This window comes from Pseudacidovorax sp., from assembly GCF_017991995.1.
Taxonomy (GTDB): Bacteria; Pseudomonadota; Gammaproteobacteria; order Burkholderiales; family Burkholderiaceae_C; genus Xenophilus.
Map to the genome: position 1 here is coordinate 326,558 of NZ_JAGOPN010000001.1, position 17,133 is coordinate 343,690.

At 69.1% G+C, this 17,133-nt stretch carries 18 protein-coding genes and 1 tRNA gene; 11 read left to right on the forward strand and 8 right to left on the reverse strand.

Annotation, left to right across the window (positions count from 1 at the left end):
• Positions 1–152 precede the first annotated feature (152 nt).
• On the forward strand, positions 153–878 hold the full coding sequence (gene ispD, locus KBC94_RS01510; protein ID WP_294365588.1) for a 2-C-methyl-D-erythritol 4-phosphate cytidylyltransferase: 726 nt from the start codon (positions 153–155) through the stop codon (positions 876–878).
• A 14-nt stretch (positions 879–892) separates the two neighbouring features.
• Positions 893–1,426: a 2-C-methyl-D-erythritol 2,4-cyclodiphosphate synthase gene (gene ispF, locus KBC94_RS01515; protein ID WP_294365589.1), complete on the forward strand. Its 534-nt coding sequence runs from the start codon at positions 893–895 to the stop codon at positions 1,424–1,426.
• Here ispF and KBC94_RS01520 read toward each other — a convergent pair.
• The 3 genes from KBC94_RS01520 to KBC94_RS01530 all read right to left on the reverse strand — a co-directional run bounded on the left by KBC94_RS01520 (position 1,413) and on the right by KBC94_RS01530 (position 4,792).
• Complete coding sequence (locus tag KBC94_RS01520; protein WP_294365590.1) at positions 1,413–3,131, reverse strand: tannase/feruloyl esterase family alpha/beta hydrolase; 1,719 nt, start codon at positions 3,129–3,131, stop codon at positions 1,413–1,415. The genes ispF and KBC94_RS01520 overlap by 14 nt on opposite strands.
• Positions 3,132–3,134: 3 nt before the next feature.
• Entirely contained in the window at positions 3,135–4,124 is a 990-nt protein-coding gene (locus tag KBC94_RS01525; RefSeq protein WP_294365592.1) for a tripartite tricarboxylate transporter substrate binding protein, read from the reverse strand.
• A 191-nt stretch (positions 4,125–4,315) separates the two neighbouring features.
• Positions 4,316–4,792, reverse strand: coding sequence for a DUF3237 domain-containing protein (locus KBC94_RS01530; protein ID WP_043116763.1), 477 nt, complete (start codon positions 4,790–4,792; stop codon positions 4,316–4,318).
• Positions 4,793–4,885: 93 nt separating this feature from the next.
• On the opposite strand from KBC94_RS01530, the gene KBC94_RS01535 reads away from it, so the two are divergent.
• A complete protein-coding gene (locus KBC94_RS01535) occupies positions 4,886–5,686 on the forward strand; it encodes a helix-turn-helix transcriptional regulator (RefSeq protein WP_294365593.1) in 801 nt (266 codons plus the stop codon).
• Positions 5,687–5,711: 25 nt separating this feature from the next.
• Here KBC94_RS01535 and KBC94_RS01540 read toward each other — a convergent pair whose 3' ends face one another.
• From KBC94_RS01540 to ompR, 3 genes are all read right to left on the reverse strand, one after another.
• Positions 5,712–6,671 carry an aldo/keto reductase gene (locus KBC94_RS01540; protein ID WP_294365595.1) on the reverse strand — a complete coding sequence of 320 codons (960 nt, stop codon included), beginning with the start codon at positions 6,669–6,671 and terminating at the stop codon, positions 5,712–5,714.
• Positions 6,668–8,080, reverse strand: coding sequence for a sensor histidine kinase (locus tag KBC94_RS01545; protein WP_234191850.1), 1,413 nt, complete (start codon positions 8,078–8,080; stop codon positions 6,668–6,670). The genes KBC94_RS01540 and KBC94_RS01545 overlap by 4 nt, the downstream gene beginning before the upstream one ends.
• Before the next feature lie 92 nt (positions 8,081–8,172).
• Positions 8,173–8,904 carry a two-component system response regulator OmpR gene (ompR, locus tag KBC94_RS01550; protein ID WP_017759953.1) on the reverse strand — a complete coding sequence of 244 codons (732 nt, stop codon included), beginning with the start codon at positions 8,902–8,904 and terminating at the stop codon, positions 8,173–8,175.
• A 164-nt stretch (positions 8,905–9,068) separates the two neighbouring features.
• On the opposite strand from ompR, the gene KBC94_RS01555 reads away from it, so the two are divergent.
• Together KBC94_RS01555 and KBC94_RS01560 are read left to right on the forward strand one after the other, a co-directional pair.
• Positions 9,069–9,422 carry a hypothetical protein gene (locus KBC94_RS01555; RefSeq protein WP_294365598.1) on the forward strand — a complete coding sequence of 118 codons (354 nt, stop codon included), beginning with the start codon at positions 9,069–9,071 and terminating at the stop codon, positions 9,420–9,422.
• Between the two features lie 132 nt (positions 9,423–9,554).
• Positions 9,555–10,190 carry an SIMPL domain-containing protein gene (locus KBC94_RS01560; protein WP_294365959.1) on the forward strand — a complete coding sequence of 212 codons (636 nt, stop codon included), beginning with the start codon at positions 9,555–9,557 and terminating at the stop codon, positions 10,188–10,190.
• 45 nt (positions 10,191–10,235) lie between these two features.
• On the opposite strand, the gene KBC94_RS01565 is transcribed toward KBC94_RS01560, so the two are convergent.
• Positions 10,236–11,009 (reverse strand): 3-hydroxybutyrate dehydrogenase, encoded by a 774-nt coding sequence (locus tag KBC94_RS01565; RefSeq protein WP_294365961.1) that lies wholly within the window; start codon positions 11,007–11,009, stop codon positions 10,236–10,238.
• Positions 11,010–11,074: 65 nt separating this feature from the next.
• On the opposite strand from KBC94_RS01565, the gene KBC94_RS01570 reads away from it, so the two are divergent.
• Both KBC94_RS01570 and KBC94_RS01575 read left to right on the forward strand, forming a co-directional pair.
• On the forward strand, positions 11,075–12,031 hold the full coding sequence (locus tag KBC94_RS01570) for an alpha/beta fold hydrolase (RefSeq protein WP_294365600.1): 957 nt from the start codon (positions 11,075–11,077) through the stop codon (positions 12,029–12,031).
• A 64-nt stretch (positions 12,032–12,095) separates the two neighbouring features.
• Positions 12,096–14,261 (forward strand): bifunctional (p)ppGpp synthetase/guanosine-3',5'-bis(diphosphate) 3'-pyrophosphohydrolase, encoded by a 2,166-nt coding sequence (locus tag KBC94_RS01575; protein WP_294365964.1) that lies wholly within the window; start codon positions 12,096–12,098, stop codon positions 14,259–14,261.
• Between the two features lie 170 nt (positions 14,262–14,431).
• Here KBC94_RS01575 and KBC94_RS01580 read toward each other — a convergent pair.
• A tRNA-Val gene (locus tag KBC94_RS01580) sits at positions 14,432–14,508 on the reverse strand.
• A 306-nt stretch (positions 14,509–14,814) separates the two neighbouring features.
• On the opposite strand from KBC94_RS01580, the gene KBC94_RS01585 reads away from it, so the two are divergent.
• The 4 genes from KBC94_RS01585 (at position 14,815) to KBC94_RS01600 (ending at position 17,132) form a co-directional block, all read left to right on the forward strand.
• On the forward strand, positions 14,815–15,120 hold the full coding sequence (locus tag KBC94_RS01585) for a hypothetical protein (protein WP_017759959.1): 306 nt from the start codon (positions 14,815–14,817) through the stop codon (positions 15,118–15,120).
• A 103-nt stretch (positions 15,121–15,223) separates the two neighbouring features.
• Entirely contained in the window at positions 15,224–15,757 is a 534-nt protein-coding gene (gene phaR / locus KBC94_RS01590) for a polyhydroxyalkanoate synthesis repressor PhaR (RefSeq protein ID WP_294365604.1), read from the forward strand.
• 338 nt (positions 15,758–16,095) lie between these two features.
• A complete protein-coding gene (locus tag KBC94_RS01595; RefSeq protein ID WP_294365606.1) occupies positions 16,096–16,587 on the forward strand; it encodes a lipocalin family protein in 492 nt (163 codons plus the stop codon).
• A gap of 68 nt (positions 16,588–16,655) precedes the next feature.
• Positions 16,656–17,132, forward strand: coding sequence for a GAF domain-containing protein (locus tag KBC94_RS01600; RefSeq protein ID WP_294365607.1), 477 nt, complete (start codon positions 16,656–16,658; stop codon positions 17,130–17,132).
• Position 17,133: the final 1 nt, after the last annotated feature.

Sequence of the window (17,133 nt, forward strand, 5' to 3'; positions counted from 1 at the left end):
ACTTTTCCCCTGGACGGGGCCGGCCCGGTCGCCGTTCCGTCCGCGCAGAACCGGTCGACTCCCCCCATCCGGTTCGCGCTGAGCTTGTCCACGTGCCGTGCCTGCGGCGCCCCATCCCACTGTTGCCCGTCCCGTTCCCGCCCGCCTCGCCCATGCCCTTGCCGCCGCCGCGCCTGTTCGTGCTCATCCCCTGCGCCGGGACGGGCTCCCGCTCCGGCGCCGCCGGCCCCAAGCAGTACGAGCCGCTGGCAGGACGGCCGCTGGTGGCGCACACGCTGAACGTCTTCCGTGCCCTGGGCGACCGGCTGGCGGCCATCGCGCTGGTGGTGGCGCCGCAGGACGAGCGCATCGCGCAGGTGCTGCCGGGCTTTCCGGGCCCCGGCGAATGGCTGCTGCGCGCCGGCGGCGCCACGCGCGCGCAGAGCGTGGCCCAGGGCCTGGGCGCCCTGCGCGAGCAGGCCGGCGCCCTGCCGCACGACTGGGTGCTGGTGCACGACGCCGCCCGCTGCCTGCTGCAGCCCACGCAGGTCGATGCGCTCATCGGCGCCTGCGAGCACGACGCCGTCGGCGGCCTGCTGGCGCTGCCGCTGCCGGACACGCTCAAGGCCGCCACGGCCGACGGCCGCGTGGCCGGCACCGTGACCCGCGCCGACAAGTGGCTGGCCCAGACGCCCCAGATGTTCCGCATCGGCCTGCTGCAGGAAGCGCTGGCGCGCATGGGCGACGCGGTCACCGACGAATCCAGCGCCATCGAAGGCCTGGGCCTGACGCCGCGGCTGGTGCCGGGCAGCGCCCAGAACTTCAAGGTGACCTTTCCCGAAGACTTTGCCGTGGCGGCAGCGGTGCTGGTGGCCCGCAGCGGCACGGCCATGCCATGACGAGCACCCATCCGATGACCCACGCCGCCGACTCCGACTTTCCCTTCCGCATCGGCGAGGGCTGGGACGTGCACCAGCTCGCCGCCGGCCGCAAGCTCATCCTGGGCGGCGTGGAGGTGCCCCACACCGTCGGCCTGCTGGGCCATTCCGACGCCGACGTGCTGCTGCATGCCATCACCGACGCGCTGCTGGGCGCGGCGGCGCTGGGCGACATCGGCCGGCACTTTCCGGACACGGACCCGCAGTTCCGCGGCGCCGATTCGACCGTACTGCTGGCCGAGGCCGCGCGGCGCGTGCGCGAGCGCGGCTGGGCCATCGGCAACGTGGACAGCACCATCGTGGCCCAGGCGCCCAAGCTGGCGCCGCACATCCCGGCCATGTGCGCGCGCATCGCCGAGGTGCTGGCGCTGGCCCTGGGCCAGGTGAACGTGAAGGCCAAGACGGCCGAGAAGCTGGGCCCGGTGGGCGAGGGCCGGGCGATGGAGGCGCGCGCGGCGGTGATGCTCTACCGCGCGCCAGCCACGACTGCCGGGATCAGCGGCAGCTGAAGTTCGCCGCGTCTTCGATGCTGCCGCTGCCGTTGTAGCGCGCCTGCTTCGGGTAGGCGCACAGCGGGCGCGTGCGGCCGGGCCAGGTCACGTCCGGGTTCTCGGGCCGGGCGCGGGCCACGATGCGCTCGGGCGGCTGGCCCTTCTCGACCCAGTTCACCAGCGCCGTCAGGCCGTCGTACTGGTCGGTGGCCGGACCGCCGCTGCAGTGGGCCATGTTGGGCACGGTGAACAGCCGGGCCATGCCGTCGGTGGCTGTGCCGTAGCGCTGTCGCAGCTGGCCGAGGTAGCGCACGGTGTCGGTCACCGAGAACACCGGGTCGCTCACGCCATGGAAGAACAGGATCTTGCCGCCATGGCGGGCATAGGCGTCCACGTCGGGCGAGTCGGCCGCCACCAAGCGCATGGCGGACTCGCGGAAGGCGCCGTCGGTGGCATGGACCTTGGCCGTGTCGCGCTGCGGGTCGAAGCCCATGGCGTAGGCCCAGAAGTCGCTCGTGACCGTGGGCGGTGTGGTGAAGAACATGGCCAGCCCGCCGGTCATCAGCGTGAGGTTGCGGGCATTGGCCGGGCCGCTGGTGGCGTCGCCGAACTTCCAGCGCGTCCAGTCGGCCGAATGCAGGCCGGCGTCGAACACCCAGTCCGAATAGATGGGCTTGCCCTGCGCATCGCGCGCGCCGGCGAAGGAGCGCTGCAGCGCCTCGACCTGCGCCGGGCCCAGGCAGGCGTCCGTCTTGACGCCGGTGCAACGCAGCACCTCGGGCTTGAACTGGCAGGCCGGCCAGTTGTTGACCATGCCGTCGGCGAGGCCGTCCAGTGCATCGCATTGGCGTAGCACTTCGCGCGTGAGCAACTTCATGTCGCCTGGCGAGAAGGCCTTGGACAGCACCGGCCGGCCGTCGGGGCCGGGCGGTGCCTGCTCGGCGGCGGCACGGGCATAGAGCTGCGTGTCGTACACCGCCTGCACCGAGGCCAGCGGTACGCGGTACGCCGGTGCCGAGGCGATGACGCCGTCGAACATCTCCGGATAGCGCTGCGTCATCATCATGGCCTGCCGCCCGCCGTTGGAGCAGCCCACGAAGTACGAGCGCTGCGGCGCCTGGCCATAGTGCGCGCGGATCAGCGTCTTGGCCACGCGCGCCGTCTGCGCCATCGAGTTATAGCCGTTGTCGGCACGGGCCTGTGGGTCCAGCCCGAACTGGTAGGGGCCGTTGGGGCCGGGTTCGTTGAGGTGACCGGTGTCGGTGAAGACCACCGCATATCCCTGCATCAGCGCATTGCTGGTGTTGCCGCCGCCGGTGAGCACGCCGATGGCATCGCGCAGCACGCCGTCGGTGCCGCCGCCGCCCTGGAAGAAGAAGCGGCCGTTCCACTGGGCCGGCAGGCGCAGGTCGAAGCCGATGGCGTAGGGCTTGCCGTCCAGGCCGGTGCGCTCGGCGATCCTGCCCTGCACATGGCAATGCGCGGGCACCGGCGCGGTGGAGCCGGGGGCGCCGGGCTGGATGCCGGTGAGGTTGATGGTGCCGGCGGCGACCTCCTCTGTCAGGGTGAGGCGGGCGCCGGGTGGCGTAGCCCGCGCAAGCTGGGCGCAGGCCAGCGGCGTCGTCGCTGCTTGTGCCGCGGGTGGTGCGTCGCCCGGGCTGGTGCAGGCGCTCAACAGCGCGGCGCCCGCAGCCGCCACGCCAAATCCGACAGTGCGGCGCATGGCTCAGTCCGCCTTGAAGCCGGTCGCCTGCACGGCCTTGCCCCAGGTCACGGTGTCGGCCGCGATGATGTTGCCGAACTCCTTGGCCGTGGTGCCGGTCACGCTGAAGCCGGCGTCTTCCATGCGCTGCTTGCCGTCGGCGGACTGCATGGCGCGGCGGATGTCGGCTTCCAGCTTGGCCAGCACCTCGGGCGGCGTGCGGCTGGGCGCCACGATGCCGAACCAGGACTGGAACACCAACTGGCCGTAGCCCTGTTCCTTGAAGGTGGGCACGTCGGGCAGCAGCGCGGCGCGGGTCTCGCCGCTGGCGGCCAGGGCCACCAGCTTGCCCGCCTTGACGTTAGGCGCGGCCAGGCCGACGCTGGCGAAGGCGCCGGACACGTCGCCGCTCATCAGGCCGGCCAGCGCGTCGCCGGTGTTGCGGTAGTGCACCGCCTCAGGCTTCACGCCGATGGCGTCGCCGAAGATGTAGGCGCCGAAGTGGCCCGGCGTGCCGGCGCCGAAGGTGCCCATGAACAGGCCCTTCTGCTGCCGGCTCCATTCGACGAACTGCTTGACGTCGCGCGCCGGCACCTTCTGCGGGTTGACCACCAGCATGAAGTTGCTGGTGACCACCTGGCTCACGGGCGCGAAATCCTTCTTCGGGTCGTAGGGCAGCTTGGTGTAGCTGCTGGGCGCGATGGAGAGCTGGCCTGTCTCGCCGAGCATGATGGTGTAGCCGTCGGGCTGGGCGCGCGCGGCCTCGCTCGCGGCGATGGTGCCACCGGCACCGGGCTTGTTGTCCACCACCACGCCAACGCCGTTCCAGCCCTCGGAGAGCTTCTGGGCCAGCAGGCGCGCGACGATGTCCGGGCCGGTGCCGGCCGGGAACCCCACGATCAGCCGCACCGGCCGGCTGGGGTAGGCGCCAGTCTGGGCTTGGGCGCCGGTCCAGGCGGCGGCCAGGGCGGCCGTGGCAGCGAGCAGGCGGAAGGACGTGCGGAATCGGGTCATGGGAGTCTCCTTGGAAGTGTTCTGGGTGAGGGCGGGAGGGCGGCGGCGAAGCCAATGCTGCGACGCGAGCGTGTCGAGCAGGCCAGTCCAGGGCACCCGCGGAACTGGCTCGGCCAGGCCGCGGGGTGCGCCCCCCTCCAAGCCGAAGGCGCAAGAGAGGGGGGGCGCCGCGAAGCGGCATGGGGGGTGGTTCACGTCAGCACGAAGAAGCGCATGGCGACCTGGGCCGGATGCCGCACGCCGCTGCCGACGAACAGCCGCTCGGTGATCCAGCGCAGCGCGGGCGAATCGGTCTCGAAGCTCGGCGTGCAGCGGAAGTACACCTCCGACGGCTGCACCGGCTCGCCGCGCATCAGGCGCGCCATCACTTCGGGCGCGGCGGCGCGCACGGCATGGTTCTGCACGTAGATCAGGTCGCCGGCGTCGGTCTCCATGCCGTAGCGCGCATCGAGCACCGAGCAGCCCTCGCTGGCGAAGAGCTGGAAGTCGGCGCCGCCGGGCAGCACCCGCGCCGTCCAGCCATCACCGCGGGCGGTGCCGCCAAGGATCGGCACCACCCTGCGCAGGCCCTGCGCGCCACGGCCGAGCACCAGCGGCTGGCCCACGTCCACCGCCACGTCGGCAAAGTGCGCCAGGGAGGGCGGGGACAGGGGATCGTTGTCGGACATCATCATTTGTCTAGCGTAAGTCCCGTGGCGGCGGCGCCTCGTCATCCCAGAAGATGACGGACTTCCCCCAATGCCGCCGCTGTCCCTCCTGCCATGAGAACCTGGAGCCCCGCCCTGCCTGCCGGCGAGAGCGCCCATGCGCTGCTGGCGGCGCGCATGCCCGAGGTGGTGCCAGCGCTGGGCGACGCGGCCTTCGGCCCGCGGCTGCTGCAAGCGGTGGCGGCGACGCTGCCGGTCGCCTCCTTCTCCATCTACCGCACCGGGGCCCGGCCCGCCATCTTCATCAGCGGCAGCCTGGGCGTGCCCGACACCACGCGCGACTGCTGGCGGGCCTACCTGTCGGGCCCCGTTCAACACGACCGCACCTTCCGCGACGGCGAGACCGCGCCGCTGCGCATGTGCCACATCACGGCCGGCGAGGTGCCCCCCGAGCACCGGGCCAAGGTGTACGACGCGCATGGCGTGCGCGAACGGGTGTCGGTGGTGGAGCGCGAGCCGTCGGCCGACGGTGCGCTCTTTGCCGTCAACTTCTATCGGCACGAAGGGCAGCGGCCCCTGGCCGATGGGCAACTGGCCGATTTCGGCGAGGCCGGGGCCCTGTTGATGGCCCTGGCGCGCAAGCATGTGGTGCTGGCGTCGCCGCCGCAGGAGTCAGCCGGGCAGGCGCAGCGGCTGCTGGCCCATTGCCCCGAGCTGACGTCGCGGGAGCTGGAGGTTTGCCTCCGCCTGTTGCGTGGCATGACCCAGGAAGGCATCGCCGCCGACCTCGGGCTGGCGCTGCCGACCGTCAAGACCTATCGCAACCGGGCCTTTGCGCGACTGGGCATCCATTTCAGGAGCGAACTCTTCGCCCTGATGCTGGAGGCGGGCGAGGGCGCCGTCGCAGCGCGCTGAGCGCCGCGCCCACGCCCTCGTCCGTTCAGGCCTGCTCGGCGCTGGCGGCGTCGAGCCGGGCGATCTGGGTCGGGTCCAGCTTGAGCTGCGCCGCGGCCACCAGCTCCTGCAGCTGGTCCAGCGAGGTCGCGCTGGCGATGGGCGCCGTGATCGACGGCCGGGCAATCTGCCAGGCAAGCGCGACCTGGCCAGGCTTGGCGCCGGTTTCGGCTGCCACCTCGTCCAGGGCCGCGAGGATGCGCCGGCCGCGGTCGTTGAGGTAGGCCGCCACGGCACGCTCGCCGCGCGTGCTGCGTGAGGCATCGGCCGCGCTGCGGTACTTGCCCGTCAGGAAGCCCATCGCCAGCGCGAAGAAGTTGATGACGCCGAGTTGCTGCGACTGGCACAGCGGCTCCAGTTCTGCCTCGTACACGGCGCGGTCGCAGAGGTTGTAGAGCGGCTGCAGGCTCTCGTAGCGCGGCAGGCCCAGGCGTTCGGAGACGGCCAGCGCCTCGGCCAGCCGCGGTGCCGTATGGTTGGAGGCACCGATGGCACGCACCTTGCCTGCCTTGATCAGCTCGGCATAGGCGCCGAGCGTGTCCTCGAAGGGCGTCTCGGCGTCGTCGTCGTGCGACTGGTACAGGTCGATGCAGTCGCACTGCAGCCGACGCAGCGATGCCTCCACCGCCTCGCGGATGTAGCGCGGCGACAGGCCCTTCTTGCCCTCGCCCATGGGCTTGCCGACCTTGGTGGCCAGCACGATGCGGTCGCGCTTGCCGGTAGCGCGCAGCCACTTGCCGATGATGGTCTCCGACTCGCCGCCGGTGTGGCCCGGCGCCCAGATCGAATAGACGTCCGCTGTGTCGATGAAGTTGAAGCCGGCGTCGACCCAGGCGTCGAGCAGGCGGAAGGAGGTGGCCTCATCCACGGTCCAGCCGAAGACGTTGCCGCCGAAGGCGAGCGGGGAGACCTGGAGGCCGGAACGGCCGAGTGGGCGCAAGTTCATGTCTGGACAGTGGAAGAAGGAGGCGCGGGGCGCCGGTCGCTGGCGGCCGCCGGCGTGCCCTGGGCACGCAGCAGCCGGATATGGGCCGCGAAGCCGCGACCCGGGGTGCTGGTGAGGGCGAAGGTGCCCCCCATGCGCTCGATGTTCTTGGCCACGATCGACAGGCCCAGGCCCGCACCCGCCGCGGAGGTGCGCGCCGTGTCTCCGCGGAAGAAGGGCTTGGTCAGCTGCGCGAGCATCACCGGCGCCACGCCGGGCCCGTGGTCGCGCACCTTGATGAGCACCGCCGTCGGCTGGGTCTGCGCCTGGATGTCGATCTGCGTGACGTTCATGCCGGGCGTGCGGCCATAGCGGCGCGCGTTCTCCAGCAGGTTCGACAGCACGCGCTTGAGCTCCACCTCGTCGGCCATGACCATGGCGTCGTCGGGCACGTTGATCTGGATCTCGACATCGTCCTGGTCGCGCACCGGGAACACGCTGTCGGCCACCACGTCGCGCAGCCGCAGCGGCTGCAGCCGCACATGGTCGGGCCGCGCATAGTCGAGGAACTTGTCGATGATGCCGTCGAGCTGCGCGATGTCGGCCGCCATGTGGGCACGGGCGTCCTCGTCGGCCACGCTCATCTCGGTCTCCAGCCGCAGGCGGGCGAGCGGCGTGCGCAGGTCGTGGGAGATGCCGGCCAGCATCACGGCGCGGTCCTGCTCGATCTTGGCGAGCTGGTCGGCCATACGGTTGAAGCCGATGTTGACGGCCCGGATCTCGTTGGTGCGGGCATGCTCGTCGAGGCGATGGGCCTCGTACTCGCCTTCGCGCACCTGGGTCGTCGCCCGCGACAGCTGCTTGAGCGGCCGGTTGATCAGCCGCGTGATCAGCGCCGAGCCCGCCAGCGACATCATGCCGGCGGTGATGAACCAGGCCAGCCAGGTCCGGCCGCCGACGCGCGAGAAGCGCGCCGGGTCGAGCAGCAGCCAGTACTGGTCGCCGTCGATGCCGAAGCCGATCCACAGCCCCGGCTCGCCGTTGACCTCGCTCGCGATGGTGGTGCCTTCGCCCAGGCGGCGGATCAGCTCGTCGCGCACGCGGCGGTCGAGCGCGCGGTCGGTGTAGCCCTCGTAGCGGTCGCGCGGCTCGCGCGGAACGATGCGCACGCCCTCCTGGTCGGCCAGGGTCTTGATCAGGGAGACGCGGGTGATGGCGTCGGAATAGACCAGCGCCGCGCGCGTCAGGTTGACGAGCGAGGCGATCTGGTGCGCGGTCTGGACCGTCCGAGGTTCGTCCTCGAAGGCACGGAAGGTCTGCAGCCAGCCATAGATGCAGCCGAGCAGCAGCAGCACCAGCAGGAAGAAAGTGCGCCAGAACAGGCTGAAGCCGAGGCGGAAGCGCGTCTGCGCGCGCACCCGCTCGGACATCTCGAGCGGGGAGGGCAGGGTGCCCTGGATGGAATCGGGCGGGGGAAGCGCCCGCCCCGAAGCGGGGCTGGCTGGGGCCGCAGGGGGCACGGTCAGGCGTTGCCGTCCGGCACGAAGACGTAGCCCACGCCCCAGACCGTCTGGATGTAGCGCGGTGCGGCGGCATCGGACTCGATGAGCTTGCGCAGACGCGAGATCTGCACGTCGAGGCTGCGGTCGAAGGGCTCGAACTCGCGGCCGCGGGCCAACTGGGCCAGCTTCTCGCGCGACAGCGGCTGCCGCGGGTGGCGCACCAGCGCCTTGAGCATGGCGAACTCGCCGGTCGTCAGCGACAGTTCCTCGCCGTCCTTGCGCAGCGTGCGCGAGCCCAGGTCGAACTCGAAGGGGCCGAAGGACACCATCTCGTTCTCGGAAGATGGTGCGCCGGGCGCCTCCTGCGGCGGCCGGCGGCGCAGCACGGCATGCACACGGGCCAGCAGTTCGCGCGGGTTGAAGGGCTTGCCGAGGTAGTCGTCGGCACCCACCTCCAGGCCCACGATGCGGTCCACGTCCTCGCCCTTGGCGGTGAGCATGATGATGGGTGTGCGGTCGTTGGCCGCACGAAGCCGACGGCATACCGACAGGCCGTCCTCGCCCGGCATCATCAGATCGAGGACGATGAGGTCGACCGTGTCGCGCAGCAGGATGCGGTTGAGCGCCTTGCTGTCCTCGGCCACGATCACCTCGAAACCTTCCTGCGTCAGGTAGCGGCGCAGCAAGTCGCGGATGCGGGCGTCGTCGTCGACGATCACGATCTTGTCGGTACGGGTCTGGTTTTGAGTCATAGGTACGACATTCCTCGGGAGCAGATTTGTAACAGAGCCGATTGTGGAGGTCGAGTTCACCGATTCTTCGACCCCATCGCTCCGGATGACACGACGTTACACAACTTGCGCCCGCTCGCGTGACAGCAAAGTTCTCGCATTGAAGCGGTGGCAGAGTACGGGCCATGACGACTGCGTGCTGCTTCCTGCGATCTACCCCCGGCTTCGGCCTGGCGGTGGTCATGGCCGCGGCCGGCGCCACGTTGGTGCCCGCCGCGTGGGCCGCCGAAGGCCCTCGCTGGCAGGCGCAGGCCGCGCACCAGCGGGCGATGCCGCAGGAGGATGCCGCCACCGAGGCTGCCATGCGGCAGCTGTCGCCAGCGCAGCGCGCCGAGCTGCGCGAGCAGCTTCGCAGCGAATGGAATGCCCGGCACCCGGCCGACGGCGGTGGCGCCGATCCCGCTGCGGCACGCGCCGATGGTTCTCCGCCGCGACGCGGCTGGAACCTTCCCTTTCCCTGGCGCGACCCGCGGCACTGACCGGTGCCGCGCGTCCGTCTTCAACCCATCCCAAAGAGGAACTGCTTGACCATCCTTCGCCCCCTGCTCCGCGTTGCCGCCCCCGTGGCTTTCGCCGTCCTTTCGCTGCCCGTGCTGGCTCAAGAGGGCCCGATGTGGTCGCCCCCGCAGAACGTGCTCCAGCTGTCGGCATCGGGCTCCGTCGATGCCCAGCAGGACATGTTGACGATGACGCTGTCGACCACGCGCGACGGAACCTCGGCCGCCGCAGTCCAGGGCCAGTTGAAGGCGGCCGTGGATGCGGCGCTTGCCGCAGCGCGGACGCAGGCGCAGCCCGGTGAACTGGACGTGCGCACGGGCAACTTCAGCCTATCGCCGCGCTACAGCCGTGAGGGCAAGATCAACGGTTGGCAGGGGAGCGCCGAGGTGGTGCTGGAGGGTCGCGACTTTCCCCGAATCACACAGGTGGCTGGCCGCATCGACAGCCTGACCGTGGCGAACGTTGGGTTCAGCCTCAGCCGGGAGCAGACACGCAAGGTCGAGGCCGAAGCGCAGGCCCGCGCCATCGAAAGCTTCCGCCAGAAGGCCGCCGCGCTGGCACAGAACTTCGGCTTCTCCGGCTACACGCTGCGGCAGGTGTCGGTCAATGGTCCGCAGGACTTCACGGCTCGGCCGCGCATGATGGCGGCCGAGGCGATGGCCTTCAAGGCGGATGCCGCACCCGTGCCCGTGGAGGCGGGCAAGACCACCGTGACGGTCAATGTGTCCGGGTCGGTGCAGCTGAAGTAGGGAACACGGCGCTTCCGGCGGCGGTGCGGGCAGGCGCGGGCAGGACTATTGCGCCGTCCAGCCCCCATCCATGGCCCACGCCACGCCCCGCACCTGGTCTGCCGCAGGCGAGCACAGGAAGACTGCCAGGCCGCCCAACTGCTCGACGGTGGTGAACTGAAGCGAGGGCTGCTTCTCGCCCAGCAGGTCGTTGTTCGCCTTCTCGACCGTGATGCCTTCGCGTGCGGCACGATCATCGATCTGCTTTTGCACCAGGGGCGTCAGCACCCAGCCGGGGCAGATGGCATTGCAGGTCACGCCGGTGGTCGCGGTCTCCAGCGCCACGGCCTTGGTCAGCCCCACGATGCCGTGCTTGGCCGCCACGTAGGCCGACTTTTGCGCCGAGGCAACCAGGCCATGCGCCGAGGCGATGTTGACGATGCGCCCCCAGTTGGCTTCGCGCATGGCCGGGATGGCCAGCCGGGTGGTGTGGAAGGCGCTGCTGAGGTTGATGGCGATGATCGCGTCCCACTTCTCGGGCGGGAAGTCCTCGACCTTCGCCACATGCTGGATCCCGGCGTTGTTGACCAGCACGTCCACGCGGCCGAACTTGCTCGCCGCAAAGGCCATCATGTCCTCGATCTGGCTGGCCTTGCTCATGTCGGCGCCGTGGTACTCGGCCTTCACGCCGAGGGCGCGGATCTCGGCCAGCGCGCCATCCGCGTCGCCGAAGCCGTTGAGCACGAGGTTGGCGCCCTGCTGTGCCAGCGCCCTGGCAATGCCGAGTCCGATGCCGCTGGTCGAGCCTGTGACAAGCGCTGTTTTGCCTTGAAGCATGATGGGCTGTTCTCCGCGATCAATTAGGATGGACGCGAGCATATCGCCAGCGCCACGGAGACGTTTGCATGACAGAGCCCATCCTTGATTTCGTGGACTGCGCGGATGCGGGCGGCGGTCATCGCATGGCCTATTGGCAGTGGGGTGACCCGCAGGCCAGCCATGTGGTGCTGTGCGTGCATGGACTCACGCGCCAGGGGCGGGACTTCGACGCGCTGGCGAAAGTGCTGATGGCCCAGGCGCCGCAGCCGGTGCGCATCGTTTGCCCGGACGTCGTGGGCCGCGGTCGAAGCGACTGGCTGGCGGAGCCCGCGCACTACCAGTTCCCGCAGTACGTCGCCGACATGATGGCGCTGCTCGCGCACCTGCATGCGCGCGCGCCGATCGTGCAGTTTGACCATGTCGGCACCAGCATGGGCGGCCTCATCGGCATCTTCCTGGCCGCCCAGCCAACCTTGGCGCCCGTGCCTGTGCGGCGCCTCGTGCTCAACGATGTCGGTCCGGCGGTTGAATTCGATGCGATCGCCCGCATTTCGGGCTACGTGGGGCAGGGCGGCGTCTATGCCACGGTCGAAGAGGCGGCGCAGGTGCTGCTCGGGATCTCCGCGGGCTTCGGTCCGCACACCCCCGAGCAGTGGCGTGCGCTGACGGTGCCGATGCTGGTCCCGGCCAGCGAACGCAGCGCCGACGGCCGGCAACGGCAGGCGCCGACGCAGGGCAGCACCGATGTCGGCCCTTACCGGCTGCATTACGACCCGGCCTTGTCCGTGGGCCTGCGGGCGCTGACGCGCGAGCAGGCGGCGCAGGGCGAAGCGGTGGTGTGGGCGGCCTACGATGCCGTGACGGCGCCGACCTTGCTGCTGCGCGGCGCGGATTCCGATCTGCTGTCGCGCAGCACGGCGCAGGCGATGACGCAGCGGGGGCCCAGGGCTTCGCTCGTCGAGTTCGCCAACGTCGGGCATGCGCCCACGCTGGTCGATCCGGCGCAGTCGTCCGTCGTGGCGTCCTTCCTGTTCGCGCGTTGAGTGCACATCCAGAATTTGCGATTGAGAGTTGTCAGTGTCAGAGCCAGCCGTCGTTGAACATGCCCTGTCCGCCGCCACTGCCCAGGTGGCGCCGGGCATGGAGGACATGCTGGCCCGCGCCCGCGCCTTCGCAGCACCGCTGATCGAGGGCGAGACGCTCGACACCGGCGAGAACACGCTGGCGCACGCCGATGCGGTAGCCGCCATCGTGGCCTCGATGGGCGGCTCCGAGGCCATGCAGGCAGCCAGCTATCTCGTCTACGCCTGCCCGCACCTCAACCGGCCGCACGAGGTCATTTCCAAGGTCTTCGGCGACAACTACGCCTCCCTCGCGCTGGAGACGACCAAGCTGGTCCAGGTCCAGAAGCAGACGCGCGGCGTCGTGCAGATGGCCGACGGCAGCGGCGCGCAGACCGAGACGGTGCGCAAGATGCTGCTCGCCTTCTCGCGGGACCTGCGGGTGGTGATGCTGCGCCTGGCCTCGCGGCTGCAGACGCTTCGGCATGCGGCGGCCGTCAAGCAGCCGGTGCCCGAGAGCATGGCGCGCGAGTCGCTCCAGGTGTTCGCGCCGCTGGCCAACCGGCTCGGCATCTGGCAGGTCAAGTGGGAGATCGAGGACCTCTCTTTCCGTTTCCTGGAGCCGGACACCTACAAGCTGATTGCCCAGCTGCTCGATGAGAAGCGGGCGGAGCGCGAGGTCTATGTCGAGCAACTGCGCGCGCGGCTCGAGCGGGACCTTGCCAGCCAGGGCATCGAGGCGAAGGTGCAGGGTCGGCCCAAGAACATCTACAGCATCGTCAAGAAGATGCGCGGCAAGTCGCTCGACTTCGGCCAGGTGTTCGACATCCTGGCCCTGCGCGTGATCGTGGGTGACGTGAAGGACTGCTATGCGGTGCTGGCCTGGGTGCATTCGCACTTCCAGCCGATCGTGGAGGAGTTCGACGACTACATCGCCCGGCCCAAGCCCAATGGCTACCAGTCACTGCACACGGTGGTGCGCGACGTGGCGGGCGGCCGGCCCGACAAGCCCATCGAGATCCAGATCCGCACCGCGCAGATGCACGAGCATGCCGAGCACGGCGTGGCGGCGCACTGGGCCTACAAGGAAGCCGGCCCCAAGGGCTATGCCGGTGTGTGGGCCGGCGGCGAGTACGACGCGAAGATCGCGGTGCTGCGGCAGCTGCTGGCCTGGGAGCGCGACCTGTCCGGTGGTGACCAGGGCAGCGGCCTCTTCGACGACCGCATCTACGTGCTGACGCCCGATGCCGCCATCGTGGAGCTGCCCCAGGGCTCCACACCGGTGGATTTCGCGTACACGGTGCACACGCAGCTGGGCCACCGTTGCCGGGGCGCGCGCGTGGACGGCGCCATGGTGCCGCTCAACACGCCGCTGCAGAACGGCCAGACCGTCGAGGTGATCGCCACGAAGGAAGGCGGGCCTTCGCGTGACTGGCTCAACACCGATCTCGGTTATCTCGCCAGCCATCGGGCGCGTGCGAAGGTGCGTGCCTGGTTCAATGCCCAGGCCACGCACGAGACCGTGGCGCGGGGTCGCGAGGCGGTCGAGAAGCTGCTTCAGCGCGAGGGCAAGACGGCATTGCGCCTTGAGGACCTGGCCACCCAGCTGGGCTTTCGCAGCGCCGACCATCTGTTCGAAGTGGTGGGCAAGGACGAGTTCTCCCTGCGCAACATCGAGAACCTGTTGCGACCGCATGAGGCTCAGCCCGCGGCCGACGAAGCGCCGCTCATCCGCAAGCCCCGGGCCACCGATGGTTCCGGCAAGGGCGGCGTGCTGGTGGTGGGCGTCTCCTCGCTCATGACTCAGCTGGCCAAGTGCTGCCGACCTGCGCCGCCAGATGCGATCCGGGGTTTCGTGACACGCGGCCACGGCGTGAGCGTGCACCGCGCGGACTGCAGCAACTTCAGGATGATGGCGGCGAAGGACGCCGGCCGCGTGATCGACGTGGAATGGGGAACGCCACGGAGCGGCAGCGACATGGTCTATGCCGTGGACGTGGCGGTGGAGGCGGCCGACCGCCAGGGATTGCTCCGCGACATCTCGGACGTCTTCGCGCGCGAGAAGATGAACGTGATCGGCGTCCAGACCCAGTCGGTGCGGGGGACGGCCTGGATGACCTTCACCATCGAGATCGCCGATGCAGCGCGGCTGACCCACGTGCTGGGCATCGTGGCCTCGGTGTCTGGCGTGCGCTCGGCCCGGCGCCGCTGAGGCTTCGCCCGAGGGGCGGCGCGCGGAGCCGCCGGCTCTCCGTGCCGCTCCGTTCCCAGGCAAAGTCGTTCGACGAACGGCATCCTTTGCCGTGCGTGGCCGACGAACAGGCAAAAAAATAGCCCCTTTCGGGGCTATTTTTGGTGTGTGCCTGGTTGACACACGGCGTTTGGTAGGCGCGATTGGACTCGAACCAACGACCCCCACCATGTCAAGGTGGTGCTCTAACCAGCTGAGCTACGCGCCTGTGTTTGTTCGAGAGGGTAGAGTATAGCACGGTACTTTCGGAGTTGGGAAGCCCCCTGCCGAATCTTGCGGAAACAGTCCGACTCGCTGGGCCGCAAGCCGTCGAATCATTCCTTCGCCTCGATGTCGGTTCGCCCTGTCTTCAGGCAGCACGCCGGCTGACCTTCCTGGCTGAACGTCAGATGCAATTGGTTGCGGCGTGTGATAACTTGGCTCGCACATAACAATCACTTTGCGCCTTCGGGGAATCCTGATGAACTCGACTTCCGTCCTTCCTGATGACCTTGCTTCGCGGCGCCGCATTGCCATGCTGCTGCATCAGGCCCCGCTGGAATTTGCTCGTGCCGTCTATGGCATCAATGACCGGGCCAGTGGGCGCGTCGGCACGATGGCGGCGCAGGACGTGGCGCGCGCCGAAGGCATGGGTGTGCTGGTGACCCGGGAGCGCGTCCAGCAGCGTGCCCGCTCCTACCTGCCGATGGAAGGCCGCGAGCATTGCCCGCGATGCTGGGTTTTCGCCAGCACGCGCACGCCTCTCTCGTTCCAGCGCATGGAGGAGGGCCATGAACTCGCACGCTGCAGCAGTTGCGGTGCCGAGTACCCCAATCCCTGAGGCTTGGCGGCTGGGCAGGGTAAACCTTGGAATGCGCTTCCAGTCGCCTCCCTAGAATGGGTTGCTCGTGGAATGCGAGGTGTGTGGTTTGAAGGAATCTCCAGTGCAGGGCAAAAAGGCGGCGGCCAAGTCGTCTGAACGGGTGATCAAGAAGTACCCGAACCGCAGGCTCTACGACACCGACTCTTCGGCCTACATCACACTTGCGGACGTCAAGCAACTGGTGATGGACCAGGCGACCTTCGTGGTCCGCGATGCCAAGACGGGCGAAGACATCACCCGCAGCATCCTTCTGCAGATCATCCTGGAAGAAGAGGCCGGTGGCGCGCCAATGTTCACCGAGCAGGTGCTGGCCAGCATCATCCGCTTCTACGGCCACGCCATGCAGGGCTTCATGGCGCCCTACCTCGAGAAGAACATCCAGGCCATGGTCGAGGTGCAGACCCAGATGGCCGACAAGGCCCAGAGCTTCACGCCCGAGATGTGGTCCCGCTTCATGACGATGCAGTCGCCCGTGCTTCAGGGGTTGATGGGAAGCTACGTCGAACAGTCCAAATCCGCCTTCCAGCAGATGCAGGAGCAGATGCAGAAGAACGCAGACCAGGTGCTTGGCGCCTTCGGCCTCAAGCGTCCCTGAAGGTTCGGGCTGCGCGGGCAGGGTGCGCGCATCGCCTACCAACTACCCTTGGCCCGCTTCAAGCCTGCCGAGAGGCCGGCGGCGCCCACGAGTGCCAGCTGCCCGCTGCTTCAGCGCGCCTTCCCGCTGTTCGTCCGCAAGCGCGGTGACCCGCTCGGGTAGCTGGTCGACCATGCACAGCGCTGTCGTTCTTGTCCGACGTTGCCCTCAAAGCCGCTGAGGTACTTTCTCGTACCTCTACCCACGTCTGGAATGCCATCGTGAGACCTGCATCGTCCTCGGTTTCCCTCTCGCGCCGATCCGTGATCGTGGGCGGCGTCGTGCTCGCTGGATCCGCAGTGTCCGGATGCGCGGTCTCCACCCCCACCATCGAACGCGAGGCAGCGGTCGACCTGCGCCGATTCATGGGCGATTGGTATGTCATCGGCAACATCCCCACCCCGCCCGAGCGCGATGCCTACAACGCCGTCGAGTCCTACCGGCTGGACGACGAGGGCCGCATCCGCACGCGCTTCCGGTACCGCGAGGGTGCCTTCGACGGGCCCCTGCGGACGATGAACCCGGTGGGTACCGTGGTGGAAGGCACGGGCAATGCCGTCTGGGGGATGCAGTTCATCTGGCCGATCAAGGCCGAGTACGTGATCGTCGACGTGGACCCGGCCTATTCGCTGACCATCATCGGTCGCAGCGCCCGGGACTACGCCTGGATCATGGCGAGGCAACCCGCCATCCCGGAACAACGCTACGACGCGGCCGTCGCCCGTCTGCGGTCGCTGGGCTACGACACCGCCAAGCTGCGGCGCGTGCCGCAGCGGTGGCCGGAGCCCTGAATGTCCGCTCACCCTGGTGGGCCCGCGGCGGGCTCCACGACAATCGCACCTTCTGCGAAAGTGTCCTGATGAACGAGATCCAGTGGTTCGTGCGTGTCTGCCAGATCGAGGGCCTCGAAGCGGCTCTGCGCGAGCTGAACGCCCGTGTTCCCCACCGCTATACCGGCGTCTACCGCTTCGAGGGCGACCTCATGCGCAACCTTGCGCTGGTGGACAAGGCGGGTGAAGCGCGGCCCGAGCATCTGGCCGCGGTGCCCTTCAAGGACAGCTTCTGCCAGTACGTGCTGCGCGACGGCGGCTTCCAAAGTGGAGACACCGGCGCTGACCGTCGCCTCGACGGCCATGTCTACCAAGGCGTGTTGCTGAGCTATCACGGCGTTCCGGTGCTGGACGACGCCGGCCAGCTGTTCGGCTCGCTGTGCCACTTCGATCAGGACAGCAAAGAACTGAGCGACGGCGAATTCGCCATGATGCAGCGCGTCGCACGGGTGATCCCCGCCTTCCTGCGGTCCCGCTCGGCGGGCATCGCACTGCCCGCGGCCTGAA